The 14,917-nt window shown below is 66.0% G+C and carries 11 protein-coding genes; 4 read left to right on the top strand and 7 right to left on the bottom strand.

Annotation, left to right across the window (positions count from 1 at the left end):
• From EC845_RS11695 to EC845_RS11685, 3 genes are all read right to left on the bottom strand, one after another.
• On the bottom strand, window positions 1-978 hold the full coding sequence (locus EC845_RS11695) for a carbohydrate ABC transporter permease (protein WP_123298275.1): 978 nt from the start codon (window positions 976-978) through the stop codon (window positions 1-3).
• A gap of 115 nt (window positions 979-1,093) precedes the next feature.
• A complete protein-coding gene (locus EC845_RS11690; protein ID WP_123298274.1) occupies window positions 1,094-2,368 on the bottom strand; it encodes an ABC transporter substrate-binding protein in 1,275 nt (424 codons plus the stop codon).
• 39 nt (window positions 2,369-2,407) lie between these two features.
• Window positions 2,408-4,099: a glycerol-3-phosphate dehydrogenase/oxidase gene (locus EC845_RS11685; protein WP_123298273.1), complete on the bottom strand. Its 1,692-nt coding sequence runs from the start codon at window positions 4,097-4,099 to the stop codon at window positions 2,408-2,410.
• Window positions 4,100-4,232: 133 nt separating this feature from the next.
• On the opposite strand from EC845_RS11685, the gene EC845_RS11680 reads away from it, so the two are divergent.
• Together EC845_RS11680 and glpK are read left to right on the top strand one after the other, a co-directional pair.
• Window positions 4,233-5,024, top strand: a complete 792-nt coding sequence (locus EC845_RS11680; RefSeq protein WP_123298272.1) for a DeoR/GlpR family DNA-binding transcription regulator — start codon at window positions 4,233-4,235, stop codon at window positions 5,022-5,024.
• On the top strand, window positions 5,021-6,532 hold the full coding sequence (gene glpK, locus EC845_RS11675) for a glycerol kinase GlpK (RefSeq protein WP_123298271.1): 1,512 nt from the start codon (window positions 5,021-5,023) through the stop codon (window positions 6,530-6,532). The genes EC845_RS11680 and glpK overlap by 4 nt, the downstream gene beginning before the upstream one ends.
• Before the next feature lie 180 nt (window positions 6,533-6,712).
• Here glpK and ahpF read toward each other — a convergent pair whose 3' ends face one another.
• Together ahpF and ahpC are read right to left on the bottom strand one after the other, a co-directional pair.
• A complete protein-coding gene (gene ahpF / locus EC845_RS11670) occupies window positions 6,713-8,311 on the bottom strand; it encodes an alkyl hydroperoxide reductase subunit F (protein ID WP_123298270.1) in 1,599 nt (532 codons plus the stop codon).
• Window positions 8,312-8,499: 188 nt separating this feature from the next.
• On the bottom strand, window positions 8,500-9,063 hold the full coding sequence (gene ahpC / locus EC845_RS11665; protein WP_123298269.1) for an alkyl hydroperoxide reductase subunit C: 564 nt from the start codon (window positions 9,061-9,063) through the stop codon (window positions 8,500-8,502).
• Window positions 9,064-9,404: 341 nt separating this feature from the next.
• Here ahpC and EC845_RS11660 point away from each other — a divergent pair, with 341 nt between their 5' ends.
• Window positions 9,405-11,489 (top strand): TonB-dependent receptor domain-containing protein, encoded by a 2,085-nt coding sequence (locus EC845_RS11660; RefSeq protein WP_123298268.1) that lies wholly within the window; start codon window positions 9,405-9,407, stop codon window positions 11,487-11,489.
• A 51-nt stretch (window positions 11,490-11,540) separates the two neighbouring features.
• On the opposite strand, the gene lgt is transcribed toward EC845_RS11660, so the two are convergent.
• On the bottom strand, window positions 11,541-12,365 hold the full coding sequence (gene lgt, locus EC845_RS11655) for a prolipoprotein diacylglyceryl transferase (RefSeq protein ID WP_123298464.1): 825 nt from the start codon (window positions 12,363-12,365) through the stop codon (window positions 11,541-11,543).
• 123 nt (window positions 12,366-12,488) lie between these two features.
• On the opposite strand from lgt, the gene EC845_RS11650 reads away from it, so the two are divergent.
• Window positions 12,489-13,457, top strand: a complete 969-nt coding sequence (locus EC845_RS11650) for an aldo/keto reductase (RefSeq protein ID WP_123298267.1) — start codon at window positions 12,489-12,491, stop codon at window positions 13,455-13,457.
• A 55-nt stretch (window positions 13,458-13,512) separates the two neighbouring features.
• Here EC845_RS11650 and otsA read toward each other — a convergent pair whose 3' ends face one another.
• On the bottom strand, window positions 13,513-14,901 hold the full coding sequence (gene otsA / locus EC845_RS11645) for an alpha,alpha-trehalose-phosphate synthase (UDP-forming) (protein WP_123298266.1): 1,389 nt from the start codon (window positions 14,899-14,901) through the stop codon (window positions 13,513-13,515).
• Window positions 14,902-14,917 lie beyond the last annotated feature (16 nt).

Genomic DNA, 14,917 nt, shown 5'->3' with positions numbered 1-14,917 from the left:
TCAACGTCCTTTGCGGCCCTGCTCGCTTGCGCGAGTCAGCCGCAGTTGCGCCAGGGTCAATACCACCAGGAAAGCCGCCAGCGCAAGCGACGCCGCTGCCGCCAGGCCGTACAGATGGATCTGTTCGGCAAAACCGGTCTGGTAGATGAATTGCACGATGAAGGTGGTGGCCGAGCCCGGACCGCCTCCCGTCAGCACAAAGACCTCGTCGAAGATCTGGATGGCCCGGATCGCCGCCAGCACCACGACCACGATCAGGTTGGGCATCAGCAGCGGCAGCGTGATGCGCGTGAGCGTGCGCCACGGTCCGGCGCGGTCCATCTCGGCGGCCTCGTACATGTCGCGCGGAATGGCCTGCAGACCGGCCAGCAGGATGAGCGTGTAGAAGCCCATGTGCGCCCAGATCGAGACGAAGATGGTCCAGAAGAAGGCCCAGCCTGCATCGGTCAGCCACTCGACCGGCTGCATGCCGTAGGCAGCCAGCCCCGCGTTGAGCACGCCCTGGTTCTGCAGCACCCACTTCCAGATCAGTGCGACCACCACCGGCGACAGCAGCACCGGATAGAAGAACACGCCGCGCCAGAATCCGCGCCCCATGATCTTGCGGTTGAGCACCAGCGCCGTCAGCACCGAGAACACCAGCATCAGCGTCACCTGCAGCACGCTGAACTTGAGCGTGTTCAGGATGGCCCGCCAGAACACGTCGCGGTTGCAGGTCGAGATGTCCAGGTAGTTGCCGCACTGGAACAGGGTCTGGAAGTTCTCGACGCCCGTGAACGGCCGCTCCAGCGGCATGAGCTTCACGCCGCCCGATGTCGCATAGAAGAAGTTGATGACGATGGGCAGGAACGTGAACAGCCCGAACACCAGCAGGTTGGGGCCGACGAACAGCCATCCCAGCCGGGACAGGCCCAGCCAGCGCTGGCAGAGCCGGAAGAACGGCTCCAGCAGGTTGAAGAAAAAGGAAAGCAATCTCATGGACAAATCCCGGTGGCTGCGAGACGGCGCCCTGCCGTCCCGCAGCACAGGTCTGGAGGGAGTGAGTGAAGAAACGAACGGCGAAGAGACCTCGCCGGCACAGCCGGATTCGGGTTTATTTCTGCGCCTGCTTCAGGGCGTCCTGCATGTCGGTGCGGATGCGGGCGACCGCATCGGCCGTCGACATCTCGCCGACGATGGCCTGGGTGACCCGCGTGACGGTCGGCAGCATGACGGCGCGGTTGTACTTGTAGCCCTGCAACTGATAGGCCGCCGGCGCCAGGCTCGCCACCGTGCCGCCGATCGCCGTCAATGCCGCCTGCGCCTGCCCCTTGGCGCCCGGGTACTGCACGCCCTTGGCCACCAGTCCGGCGTGGGCCGGAATGTTGTTGGTGCGGCTGGTGAACTCCGCATAGGCGGCTTCCGAGGCCATGAAGTCGAGGAAAGCCGCCGTTTCCTTGGGCGACTTGGTGGTCTTGAGCGCAACCCAGGCTGCGCCGCCGGGCATGCCCGAACAGGCCGCCGGACCGCAGGGGTTGGGCACCGCCACCCAGTCGAAGTTGTTGCCCACCTCGCGCTGCAGACGGCTCACCTGCCAGCTGCCCGACAGCACCATGACCACGTTGGCGTTGATGAACTCGCCGATCGAGTCCGCATAGGTCGAGCCCCCCGTGCCGGCCCAGACATCGCGCAGCATGGTGCCGTCCTTGTGCCAGCCGACGAATTTCTCGACCGCCACCCGATAACCGTCGTCGATGACCGGCTCGCCCTTGGCGTCGAACAGCTTCGCGCCGTAGCTCACGGCCGGACCGGCGAAACGATGGCCCGAGCGGTCCCACGCCATGCCGGCCTTCACCTGGGTCGCCTTGGCCACCTTGCGGGTCGCCTCGGCCCATTCGTCCCATGTGGCCTTGGGGCCGGGCAGCGGCACATTGGCCTGCTCGAACAATGTCTTGTTCACGAACGGTGCGGTCAACGTCAATTGGGACATGAAACCGTAGATGCCCTTGTCGCCCGGTGTCGGACGCAGCCACTGCGAGGTCGATGCGAACTGGGTGTCCCAATACGCACGGTCCTTGAGGTAACCCGAGATGTCCAGGTAGTACTTCGACAGGCCGTTGAGATCGGTCACCCGTGCAATGTCCGGCCCCTGCCCCGCAGCCAGTTGCACCGGCAGCTGTTCCAGGATGGTCTTGAACGGCACGTTGTCGACGATGATCCGGGTCCCGGGGTTCTGCGCCTCGAACCGTTTGGCGAGCTCGGCCGTGACCTCGCACTCCACGCTGTCCTGGTAACACATCACGCGCACATCGGCGGCGGCGGCGCCGGAAGCCGAAGCGGCCAGGGCCATCGTCAGCATCACGGGCCGGATGGAAGGGTGGTATTTCATGGTTGTCTCCTGAGTCGATTCCAATGGTCGGGGGCGGGCTCAGGCATCGAGCCCGCGGATCTTGTTGTCGTGGTGGCCAGCCTCGGCGGGACTGGCTTTTTCTTCTGTCTTCTCTTCGGCCCTGCGGTCACCGGCATCCGCATCGGCATGCGCTTCGGCATCCGTACCGGCGTCGAGCACGTATTGCCCGCACAACGCGACGAAGGCCTGCAGCGCCGGGTCGTGCCCGGTTTGTTCGTGCAGGATCTGCGCAACCCGGGGCGCGATCCGGCGAGCCAGTCGCGCATCCAGAAACAGCATGCGCCAGCGCCGCGCCAGCATGTCTTCCACCGTCACGGCCTGCTCGTGGCGGGCCGCGTAGCGCACCAGAGCGGCCGTCAGGCCGAGGCCGAGCGCCTCGTCGTTGCCCGGCAGCAGGGCCACCGCGTCGGCTTCGGTCCCCAGCAGATGCAGACCCGGTGCCTGCCGGATCGACGCCACCTCAGACCGCGAAGGCGCACCGAACAGCCGGTGCGTGCGGGTCTGCGCCGACGGCCGCACCGCGACACCGGCCTCGGCTTCGTCGCGTGCCAGTTCGGCCAGGACGTCCTCGGCCATGCTGCGGTAGGTGGTCCACTTGCCGCCGGTGACGGTGATGAAGCCCGCGGCCTCGCGCAGGATGACGTGCTCGCGTGAGAGCTGTGCGGTCGAGCCGCCTTCGGTGCCGCCCAGATCGACCAGCGGCCGCAGGCCCACCCACACGCTGCGAACCTGCGTCCGGTCGAGGCGGATCCCCAGAGACCGGCGCGCCTCGCCAAAAATGAAATCCAGTTCCTCGGCCTGCGGGCGCGGCTCCAGCGGCGCATCGGCGCGCGGCGTGTCGGTGGTTCCGATCACGGTCGATCCCAGCCAGGGCACCGCGAACAGCACCCGGCCATCGGTGGTCCGGGGCACCAGCACGGCGGACTCGAGCGGAAGCACCTCGCGCGGCACCACCACGTGAACGCCCTGGCTGGGCCGCACGATGGGCCGCGGCGCCGCCGCGCCGGCCTGCTGCAGCGCCTGGGCCCGCACGCCGTCGACCCAGACCCCGGCCGCGTTGACCACGGCGCGTGCGCGCAGCGTGGCCCGTTCCCCCGTGAGTGCATCCCGCACACCCGCCTGCCAGCCCCGGCCGTCCGGATCCCGGTGCAGCGATTCGAGCGCGGTGTGGTTGCGCATCTGCGCACCGGCCGCCTGCGCGGTGCGCGCCAGAGCCAGCGCCAGGCGCGCATCGTCGAACTGGCCGTCCCAATACTCGACACCCGCGACCACACCGGGCAGCGGCGGCATGCGGCTGGCCAGGCCGGCCACGCTCAGCAGCCGGCTCGCACCCAGGCTGTAGCGCCCGGCCAGCCATTGGTAGGCCTTGAGGCCCAGCGCCGTCACGGCCCAGGCCAGCCAGCGTTTTTCGGCCACGACAAAAGGCAGGGGCTGGGCCAGGTGAGGCGCCAGATCCAGCACGGTGGCGCGCTCGCGCAAGGCCTCGCGCACCAGACCGACCCGGCCTTGCGCCAGGTAACGCACGCCGCCATGCAGCAGCTTGGTCGAACGCGACGACGTGCCGCAGGCATAGTCGCGCGCTTCGATCAACGCCACCCGACGGCCTTCGAGCGCCGCCTGCAAAGCCACGCCCAGGCCCGTGGCTCCGCCACCGACCACCAGCAGGTCCCAGCGTGTCTCCGCCAAATCCGATAGTTCAATTCTGATCATAAAACGTCGAAAAGAACGATTTCTTTGTTTTCTTTTTTGATGATTTGCGAGTTTTTATCTTATTTCTCTCAAAAACACTCCCTATCGAAATCCCTAATGCGCGAATCTGTACTTTTGGTAATAGTTCACGCCCATGGCACTCAATCCACGGCAACTTGCGATGCTGCAAGCGGTACGCGAACACGGCAGTCTCAAGACCGAGTCGCTCGCCGAGCAGTTCGCCACCACCCTGCAGACCGTCAGGCGCGACATCCAGCGCCTATCCGAAGCGGGCGCACTCGAACGTTTCCACGGCGGCGTGCGGGCCATCGATTCCAGTACCCGCAACACGGCCCATGCCGAGCGCCAGCGCAGCCGGGCGCAGGCCAAGCAGCGCATTGCCCGCGCTGTCGCCGCGGCCATTCCCCACGGCGCCAGCCTGTTCATGAACATCGGCACCACGGTCGAGGCCATTGCCACCGAGCTGCTCCATCACCAGGGCCTGCGTGTGGTGACCAACAACCTCCACGTCGCCAGCACCCTGGCCGGCAACCCCAGTTGCGAAGTGGTCATCGCCGGCGGCAGCGTGCGCCACGAAGACCTGGGCGTGGTCGGCGAGGCCGCCCTGTCCTTCATCCACCAGTTCAAGGTCGACATCGGCCTCATCGGCATCAGCGGCATCGACGCCGACGGCACGCTGCGCGACTTCGACATGCGCGAAGTCATGGTGGCGCGCGCCATCGTCGAACGCTCGCGGCAGGTCTGGCTGGCGGCCGACCACAGCAAGTTCGGACGCGCGGCCATGATCGAAATGGCACCGCTGCGCCTGGTCCACACCGTCTTCACCGATCAGCCACCCGAGCCGGCCTTCGAGCGCCTGCTGCGCGACATCGACGTGCGCTGCGTGGTCGCCCCCGCCGAGCCCGGCAAGGAAACCCAGACATGACTCCCGGACCCTACATCCTGGCCCTCGACCAGGGCACCACCAGTTCGCGTGCACTCGTCTTCCGCAAGGACGGCAGCGTGCACAGCACCGCTCAGCAGGAATTCGAACAGATCTATCCCCAGCCCGGCTGGGTCGAGCACGATCCGCGCGTGCTGTGGGACAGCCAGTTGCGCACCGCGCGCGAAGCGCTGTCCCGGGGCGGGCTGACCGCCGCCGACGTGCGCGCCGTCGGCATCACCAACCAGCGCGAAACCACGCTCATCTGGAACAGGAAGACCGGTCTCCCGCTGCACAACGCCATCGTCTGGCAAGACCGCCGGACCGAGCCCCAATGCGAAACCCTGCGCCAGCAGGGCCTGGAGCCCCGCATCCGCGAACTCACCGGGCTGCGGGTGGATGCGTATTTTTCGGCGACCAAGCTGCGCTGGCTGCTCGACCATGTCGAAGGCGCGCAAGCCCAGGCCGAGGCCGGCGAACTGGCGTTCGGCACCGTCGACAGCTGGCTCATCTGGAACCTCACGGGCGGCAAACGGCACGTGACCGACGTCAGCAACGCCAGCCGGACTCTGCTCTTCAACATCCACACCGCGCAGTGGGACGACGAACTGCTGGCACTCTTCCGTGTGCCTCGCGCGATGCTGCCCGACGTGCTGCCTTCGCAGTCGCTGTTCGGCCATGTCGCGCCCGGCCTGCTCGACGACGGACGCCACGCCCTGCCGATCGGCGGCGTGGCCGGCGACCAGCAATCCGCACTGCTGGGCCAGCTGTGCCTGCGGCCGGGCGACGTCAAGAACACCTACGGCACGGGCTGTTTCATGCTCATGCACACCGGCCAGACCGCGGTCGCCAGCGAGAACGGACTGATCGCCTCGTGCGCCGCGCAGCACGATCCGCATTCGCCACCCGGTTACGTGCTCGAAGGCAGCGTCTTCATCGGCGGTGCCGTCGTGCAATGGCTGCGCGACGGCCTCAAGGTCATCCAGAGCAGCGCCGAAGTCGAAGCCCTGGCGGCCAGCGTGCCCGACAGCAACGGCGTCACGCTCATCCCGGCCTTCTCCGGCCTGGGGGCGCCCTACTGGCTGCCCGACCTGCGCGGCAGCATCCAGGGCCTGACCCGCGGCACCACCGTCGCCCACATCAGCCGCGCCGCGCTCGAGAGCATCGCCATCCAGTCCACCATGCTGCTGCATGCCATGCAGCGCGACGCGCATGCGCTCACCAACCTGAACGTGGAATCGCTGCGCGTCGACGGCGGAGCCTGCGCCAACAACCTGCTCATGCAGTTGCAGGCCGACCTGATCGGCATGCCGGTGCTGCGCCCCCGGACCATCGAGACCACCGCGCTGGGTGCCGCCCTGCTGGCCGGCCTGCAACAGGGCGTGTTCCACGACGCCGAAGACCTGCGCGACAACCTCGCCATCGAACGCACCTTCGAGCCCCGCTGGAGCCGCGACCAGGCCGAGACCCTGCTGCACACCTGGGACCGGGCGGCCCGGCGCTGCGCCTGAACCAGCGGCCGGCCACGATCCGGCGGCAGGCCCACGGCGGGAGCCGGTGCGGTGCCGGCGATTCTTCGCATCTCTCCCCGCAAAAAAACGGCCGGCCCTGCTGCAGTGCATCGACTGCGACAGGGCCGGCCGTCAGTCAGGCAGCGTCTTCCACGCGGCCTGCTCCTGCGCGGTTCGTCCTCAGGCCGTCACGGCCTCGGCTGCCACCGCATCCGCAGGTGCGGTCTCGCGGATCAGGTGGTCGAACGCACTCAGCGCGGCCTTCGAACCCTCGCCCATGGCGATGATGATCTGTTTGTAGGGCGTGGTGGTGACGTCGCCGGCCGCGAACACACCCGGCAGCGTGGTCTCGCCGCGCGCATTCACCACGATCTCGCCGAACTTGCTGAGCTCCACGCCACTGTCCTTGAGCCAGCTGCTGTTGGGCACCAGGCCGATCTGCACGAACACGCCCTCGAGCGCCACGCGGTGGCTGGCGCCGGTCGCCCGGTCGGTGTAGACCAGCCCGTTGACCTTGGTGCCGTCGCCGGTCACCTCGGTGGTCTGGGCCTGCGTGATCACCTCGACATTGGCCAGGCTGCGCAGCTTGCGCTGCAGCACCGCATCGGCCCTGAGCTCGGCACCGAACTCCAGCAGCGTGACATGCGCAACCAGACCGGCCAGGTCGATCGCCGCTTCCACACCCGAGTTGCCGCCGCCCACCACGGCCACCCGCTTGCCCTTGAACAGAGGACCGTCGCAATGCGGGCAATAGGCCACGCCCTTGTTGCGGTACTCGGCTTCGCCGGGCACGTTCATCTCGCGCCAGCGCGCACCGGTGGCAATCACCACGGTCTTGCCGGTCAGGCGGGCACCGCTGGCGAACTGCACTTCCACACCTTGCGCGGTGCGGCGCAGCGACTCGGCGCGCTGCAGGTTCATGATGTCCACGTCATACGCCTTGACGTGCTCTTCCAGTGCCGCGGCCAGCTTCGGGCCTTCGGTCTCCTTCACCGAAATGAAGTTCTCGATGCCCAGCGTATCCAGCACCTGGCCGCCGAAACGCTCGGCGGCCACGCCCGTGCGGATGCCCTTGCGTGCGGCATAGATCGCGGCAGCGGCACCGGCCGGGCCACCGCCCACCACCAGCACGTCGAACGGCGCCTGGGCGTTGAGCTTTTCAGCGCCGCGCGCTGCCGCCCCCGTGTCCACCTTGCCGAGGATCTCTTCCAGTCCCATGCGGCCCTGGGCGAACGGTTCGCCGTTGAGATAGACGGTGGGCACCGACATCACCTGGCGCTGCTCGACCTCCTTGGGGAACACGCCGCCGTCGATGGCCACGTGACGCACGTTGGGGTTGAGCACGGCCATGAGGTTGAGCGCCTGCACGACATCCGGGCAGTTCTGGCACGACAGCGAAAAATAGGTCTCGAAGTGCAGCGGTCCCTGCAAGTTGCGCACCTGCTCGATCACCTCTTGCGCCGCCTTGGAGGGATGGCCGCCGACCTGCAGCAGCGCCAGCACCAGCGAGGTGAACTCATGTCCCATGGGCAGACCGGCAAAACGGATGCCCGGCACGCCACCCGGCTGGCTGATGCTGAACGAGGGCTTGCGCACATCGGCGTCTTCGCCCCGGCGCACCACCAATGTGATCCGGTCCGACAGGCCGTCGATGTCCTGCAGCAGTCCCAGCGTTTCCTGCGACTTGGGCGTGTCGTCGAGCGAGGCCACGATCTCGATGGGTTGGCTCACGCGCTCGAGGTAGGTCTTCAACTGGGCTTTGAGGTTGGCATCCAACATGGTGTGATTCCTTGCAACGAGAGTGATGGGAAAGAACCGCGCGGGTCACGGACCGGCGCCGGTTCGGACGGCACATGCATCAGGTTTATCGAAATACGTAGCAATAAACCTAATGAATACGCCGTACTTATGAAAACTACGGCTCAAAAAAAGCTGGGCGACACGCGCCCAGCTCGAGGGCGCGATGTTTAGATCTTGCCGACCAGGTCCAGCGAGGGAGCCAGGGTCTGTTCGCCTTCGGTCCACTTGGCCGGGCACACTTCGCCGGGGTGGTTGGCCACGTAGATGGCGGCCTTGACCTTGCGCAGCAGTTCCTTGGCGTCGCGGCCGATGCCTTCGGCGGTCACTTCGACAGCCTGGATCACGCCTTGCGGATCGATGATGAAGGTGCCGCGGTCAGCCAGGCCTTGACCGGCGCGCAGCACGTCGAAGTTGCTGGTGATTTCCCAGGTCGGGTCACCGATCATGGGGTACTGGATCTTGCCGATGGCGGGCGACGTGTCGTGCCAGGCCTTGTGCGAGAAATGCGTGTCGGTGGACACCGAGTACACCTCGACGCCCAGCTTCTGGAACTCGGCGTAGTTGTCGGCCAGGTCTTCCAGCTCGGTCGGGCACACGAACGTGAAATCGGCGGGATAGAACACCACCACGGCCCACTTGCCCTTCAGGGATTCGTCAGAGACGTCGATGAACTTGCCGTTCTGATAGGCCGTTGCCTTGAAAGGTTTGATGGGGGTGTTGACCAGAGACATGTAGAGAACTCCTGAGGTTTGAGAAAAAGGGGATATGAACTTGCGGTACCTGAAATGGTAAGTCCATCCTGATTATTATAGAAATTGATTGATCTTATCAAGTCAATTGCTTTTAACGATAGTCGGACACGGCATCGCGTCACAGGCCCGTCAAATCCCCAGAAATCCGGTGTCTTTTCATATTGAGACACATAACGCGTATGATTCGCATCCTCTAGAGTAATGCTCCTATTTTTGGATTATGAATTGAGCTGTACCAATGTCATATCCAATATTTCGAGAATCGTTCCTAGAACGATTTTGGAGCCAAAACCGATATTTCAAACCGAGGAGCGACATCCATGCCTATTCCCCATCCCCTGCGTCCAGCCGCTGCCGCCGCACTGCTGACTCTGCTCGGCAGCGCCGCGCACGCTCAGGCGGTCTCCGAACCGGCCCAGGCCCATGCCGCTGCCGCCGGCAGCCCCACGCTGTCGACCGTCGTCGTCACGGCATCGGGCTCGGCCACCGAACTGCGGGATGCGCCTGCCAGCATCAGCGTCATCACGCGCGAGGACATCGAGCGCAAGCCTGTCGGCAGCCTGGGTGAACTGCTCTCCACCATTCCCGGCGTGACCGGCGGGCTGAGCGCCACCGGCCCGCAATCCAAGATCAAGCTGCGCGGCCTGCCCGACAAGTACACCCTCATCCTGATCGACGGCAAGCGCCAGGGCAGTTCCTCGGGTGTCAACTACCGCGACGACCTGGGCCAGCAGGATCTGGACTGGATATCGCCGGAAATGATCGAGCGCATCGAGGTGGTGCGCGGCCCCATGTCCTCGCTCTACGGTTCGGAAGCCATGGGCGGCGTGATCAACATCATCACGCGCAAGGTGGCCAAGGTCTGGTCGGGTTCGGTCTCGACCCACTACACCCAGCCCGACAGCCGAGACCGGGGCGACACGGCACAGGTCGGCTTCAACATCAGCGGCCCGGTGACCGAGGACGTGGGCGTGCGCCTGGGTGCCAACATCACGCGCCGGGCATCGGACGAGGGCAACGACGGCTTCTCGCCCAGCGGCTACCAGGTCACCTCCGGCTCACGCAACCAGAACGTGAACGCACTGGTCAACTGGAAGGTCACCCCCGACCACACGCTGACCGTCGAAGGTTCGCGCGGCGACCAGCGCGCCAGCGGCTCCAGTGCCGTCGATGCCGACGGCGATCCGCTGGTCTACGGCTGGGGCCTGTCCAAGCTGGTCCACGACTACTACGCCGTCTCGCACGAGGGCCGCTACGGCCGGGCCACCTCCAAGGTCAACCTCTACCGCAACAGCTACAAGGACAAGGGCGAAGGCACCATCGGCAACACCTCGAACGAAACCACGCTGGACGGCCGTTTCGACGTGCCCTTCAAGCTCGGCATCGACCAGGCACTCACGGTCGGCCTGCAACTGAAACGCGAGGAACTGACCAACGGCGACACCATCGGCACCATCCCGATCGACTTCGCCGGCAACGCGGTGAGCGGAAGCAAGCTCAAGGCCACCAACTGGGCCTTGTTCGGTGAAAACCAGCTCTACCTGCTGGATCCGCTGTCGCTGACCCTCGGCCTGCGCATGGACCACCACGAAAAATACGGCAACAACTGGAGCCCGCGCGCCTACCTGGTCTACCACCCGGCCGAGGCCTGGACACTCAAGGGCGGCGTCTCGCGCGGTTTCCGCGCCCCCAACCTGAAGGAAAACTCACCGGGCGCAGCCACGCAGTCGGGCGGCCGGGGCTGCACCAGCCTCGCCGGTCTCGGCTGGAACTACAGCCAGCGCAATGCGGACGGCACGACCGGCTGCTACATGGTGGGCAACCCCGACCTCAAGCCCGAGACCAGCACCAGCGCCGAACTGGGCGTCGGCTTCGATCGCAACGACTGGTCGTTCGGTGCCACCTATTTCCACACCAACTTCAAGAACAAGATCGACTACGCCCCGCTGGGCTACCTCAACGGCTACTGGTGGACCCGCATGGCCAACGCCCAGAAGGCCCGCACGCGCGGCGTGGAAGCGACCGCAACGGTGCCGGTGCTGCGCAACCTGCAGTGGAAAACCAATGTGACCCGCATGCTCGAGTCCAAGAACCTGACCACCGGTGCCGACCTGCTGGCCGTGCCCAAGCTGACGGTCTACTCCACACTGGACTGGCAAGCCACGCACCGCTGGAGCGTCGGCCTGAGCGCTCAGCACACCGGCAAGAAACTCAGCATCGGCACCACCAGCAGCACCTACGCCAAGGCCTACACCACCTATGACCTGACCACCCGCTACGTGCTCAACGACCAGATCACCCTGCGCGCCGGGGTGCTCAACCTCACGGGCAAGGAAACGCGCGAAGGCAACGACTTCGACATCGGCGGCCGGGCCTACTTCATGGGCATGACGGCGCAGTTCTGATCCCGGACCGAGAGGCCGTGACCGCACCGCCTCTCGGCGATCCGCGGAAGCTCAGGCGCGGCGGGCCGGCCGTTCCGGTCCCAGCGCCTGCTTGCGTGACCAGCCCCACAGGGCCGCGCCGGCCAGGATCATGGGCAGGCACAGCCACTGTCCCATGCTCATGCTGAAGGCCAGCAGGCCGAGGTAGCTGTCGGGCTCGCGGAAGTACTCGGCAATGAAACGGAAGGTGCCGTAACCCACCAGGAATGCGGCCGAGACCTCGCCCGTGTGACGGGGCTTGCGGGCATACAGCCACAGCAGAACGAACAGCAGCAATCCCTCCATCAGGAACTGGTAGATCTGCGAGGGATGGCGCGGCAGATTGGAGCCGCTCTGCGGAAACACCATGGCCCAGGGCAGCGAGGGATCGGCAAAACGCCCCCACAGCTCGCCGTTGATGAAGTTGCCCAGCCGGCCCGCCGCCAGGCCCAGCGGCACGCAGGGTGCGATGAGGTCGGTGACCTGCAGCCAGGGCCGCTTGCGGCTGCGCGCAAACAGCACCATCGCCACGATCACGCCCAGCATGCCGCCGTGAAAGCTCATGCCGCCGCGCCACACGTAAAAGATCTCGAGCGGATGGGCCAGGTAGTAGCTGGGCTGGTAGAACAGGCAGAAGCCGATGCGCCCGCCGATCACCACCCCCAGCACGCCCCAGAACAGCAGGTCCTCGATGTCGCGCCGCTGCCAGCCCAACTGGGCATATTGCGGCTGCCGGCAACGCAGGGTGCCCGTCACGACAAACAGGACAAAGGCCACCAGGTACATCAGGCCATACCAGTGGATGGCGAGCGGGCCGACCTGCAGCGCGATGGGATCGAATTGGGGATGTATCAGCATGGTCGCATTGTGCCCAATTCGGCCGGCCTCCTGCATGAAATCGCCATGCGCTGCACAATCGTCCGATCACCGCGCGGCATTCGCGAATGCCGCCTTCCCTTGTTCAGAAGCAGGAGCTTTTTCATGTCCCTCCCCCTCAAGGAACTCGGCCGTTCGGGCCTGCAGGTGTCGCCGCTGGCCTTCGGCGGCAATGTGTTCGGCTGGACGGCCGACCCGGCGCAATCCTTTCGCCTGCTCGATGCGTGGCTGGAAGCGGGCTTCAACTTCGTCGACACCGCCGACGTGTATTCGCGCTGGGTCCCCGGTCATCAGGGCGGTGAATCCGAAACGCTGATCGGCCAGTGGCTGGCCCAGGGCGGCGGCCGGCGCGAACGCGTGGTGCTGGCCACCAAGGTCGGCATGGACCTGGGCGAAGGCCGTGTCGGCCTGCGGCCGGCCCATATCCGACAGTCCATCGATGCCTCGCTCAAGCGCCTGCGCACCGACCACGTCGACCTCTACCAGTCGCATCAGGACGACGCCGAAGTGCCGATCGAGGATGTGCTGGGCACCTATGCCGACCTCATCAAGGCCGGCAAGGTGCGGGCCATCGGCGCGTCGAACTTCACCGCCGCACGGCTGGCCCAAGCGCTGGATGTGGCCGAACAGCAGAACCTGCCGCGCTACGAGAGCCTGCAGCCGCTCTACAACCTGTGCGACCGTGCCGTCTTCGAACGTGAACTCGAACCGCTGGTGACCGCACGCGGCGTCGGCGTGATCAACTACTACGCACTGGCCGCCGGATTCCTGACCGGCAAGTACCGCAGCGCCGCCGATGCGGACAAGAGCGCCCGCGGCAAGAGCACCGTCGACAAATACCTCAATCCCCGCGGCCTGCGCATCCTGGCTGCCCTCGACGCCGCAGCCGAACAGCACGGCGCCACGCCTGCCGAAGTGGCGCTGGCCTGGCAGATCGCACGCCCCGCCATCACCGCCCCGATCGCCAGCGCGACCTCGCTCGAACAATTGGCCAAGCTCGCCAGCGCAGCCACGCTGCAGCTCGATGCGGCCAGCATTGCCGCCATCGACCGGGCCAGCCGCGAAGAAGGCTGATACAACTGCGGCGGTGTGCTGCCGCCGGCCGCTGCGGCCGGGGCCTCGTCGCCGTTCAGGGCGCGGTGACGGGCACGTTCTCCAGCGCCTCGAGGAAACTGCGCTGCCACCAGTGAATGTCGCGCTGCCGCAGCACGTCCATCAGGCGCTGGTGACGATTCACCCGCTCCTGCAGCGGCATCTGCAAGGCCACCTGCATGGCCTCGGCCGTGCCCGCCGTGTCGTAGGGGTTCACCAGCAGGGCATCGGCCAGTTGCTCGGCTGCGCCGGCAAAACGGGAGAGCACCAGCACGCCCGGGTCGGCCGGATCCTGCGAGGCGATGTATTCCTTGGCCACCAGGTTCATGCCGTCGCGCAGCGGTGTGACCAGCGCGACGCGCGCGGCGCGGTAGAGCCCGGGAATCCGCTTGCGCGCAATGGTGCGGTGGATGTAGCGCACCGGCATCCAGTCCAGTTCGCCATAGTCGCCGTTGATGGCGCCGCACAGCGTGTCCATTTCGCGGCGCAGGTCGGCATAGGCATCCACGCTTTCACGCGACGGCGATGCGATCTGGATCAGCGTGCTGTGCCCTCGGTTTTCGGGATACCGCTGGAGCAGTTCGGCAAACGCCTTCAGCCGCTGCGGCAGGCCCTTGCTGTAGTCGAGCCGATCGACCCCCACCAGCAGCCTGCGGTCGCGCGACTGGCGCCGCATGGTCTGGAACGTGTCCATCGACTCGCGGGTCTGGGCCAGGCGCTGGAACTCGTCGACATCGATGCTGATGGGCCAGGCCTGCACCACCACCGTGCCGTTGAACGCACGAAAGCGGTTGTCGTCGAGCCGTTCGGCATTGGCTTCGTTCATCACGTAGCGCGCGAAATGCGTCACGTCGGTCTGGCTCTGCAGGCCGATCACGTCGTACGCGAACAGTGAACGCATCAGCCATTCGTGTTGCGGAATGGCCGCCAGGATCTGGTGCGGCGGCAGCGGCACATGCAGAAAAAAACCGATGCGGTTCTTGCATCCCATGGCACGCAGTTCGCTGGCCAGCGGGATCAGGTGGTAATCGTGGATCCAGATCAGATCGTCCGGCCGCAGCAGCGGCATCAGCTTGCGGGCGAACAGGCGGTTGACCCGGCGATAGCCCTCGAGATGCCGGGGCTCGAACAGCGCCAGATCGAGCCGGTAATGAAAGACCGGCCAGAGCACACCGTTGCTGTAGCCCTCGTAGTAGTCCTGCTCGTCCTCCTGCGCGAGGTCGAGCTCGGCCAGCGTCACATCGCCGGCCTGATGAACATGCAACTCGCCCTCTCCGGGTGTGCCGTCGACGATGGTTTTTCCGCTCCAGCCGAACCAGAGCCCGCCGGTGTTGGCCAATGCATCGCTGAGCGCGACGGCCAGTCCGCCGGCGGCGGCTTTTCGGGGATCTGCCAAGCGATTGGAGACGGCGACAAGTCTTGGCATCGTGCGTAATCTTTCT

Origin of the sequence: Comamonas sp. BIGb0124, from assembly GCF_003752175.1 — a bacterium.
Classification (GTDB): domain Bacteria; phylum Pseudomonadota; class Gammaproteobacteria; order Burkholderiales; family Burkholderiaceae_C; genus Comamonas_F.
Note: the sequence above shows the minus strand (reverse complement) of the source record. Positions and strands in the feature narration are given on the sequence as shown.

Bases quoted from the DNA above. Each gene is read 5' to 3' on its own strand.
- EC845_RS11680 (WP_123298272.1), top strand. From the start codon at position 4,233: ATGGCACTCAATCCACGGCAACTTGCGATGCTGCAAGCGGTACGCGAA.
- glpK (WP_123298271.1), top strand. From the start codon at position 5,021: ATGACTCCCGGACCCTACATCCTGGCCCTCGACCAGGGCACCACCAGT.
- otsA (WP_123298266.1), bottom strand. From the start codon at position 14,901: ATGCCAAGACTTGTCGCCGTCTCCAATCGCTTGGCAGATCCCCGAAAA.
- EC845_RS11690 (WP_123298274.1), bottom strand. From the start codon at position 2,368: ATGAAATACCACCCTTCCATCCGGCCCGTGATGCTGACGATGGCCCTG.
- EC845_RS11685 (WP_123298273.1), bottom strand. From the start codon at position 4,099: ATGATCAGAATTGAACTATCGGATTTGGCGGAGACACGCTGGGACCTG.
- ahpC (WP_123298269.1), bottom strand. From the start codon at position 9,063: ATGTCTCTGGTCAACACCCCCATCAAACCTTTCAAGGCAACGGCCTAT.
- ahpF (WP_123298270.1), bottom strand. From the start codon at position 8,311: ATGTTGGATGCCAACCTCAAAGCCCAGTTGAAGACCTACCTCGAGCGC.
- EC845_RS11660 (WP_123298268.1), top strand. From the start codon at position 9,405: ATGCCTATTCCCCATCCCCTGCGTCCAGCCGCTGCCGCCGCACTGCTG.
- EC845_RS11650 (WP_123298267.1), top strand. From the start codon at position 12,489: ATGTCCCTCCCCCTCAAGGAACTCGGCCGTTCGGGCCTGCAGGTGTCG.
- EC845_RS11695 (WP_123298275.1), bottom strand. From the start codon at position 978: ATGAGATTGCTTTCCTTTTTCTTCAACCTGCTGGAGCCGTTCTTCCGG.
- lgt (WP_123298464.1), bottom strand. From the start codon at position 12,365: ATGCTGATACATCCCCAATTCGATCCCATCGCGCTGCAGGTCGGCCCG.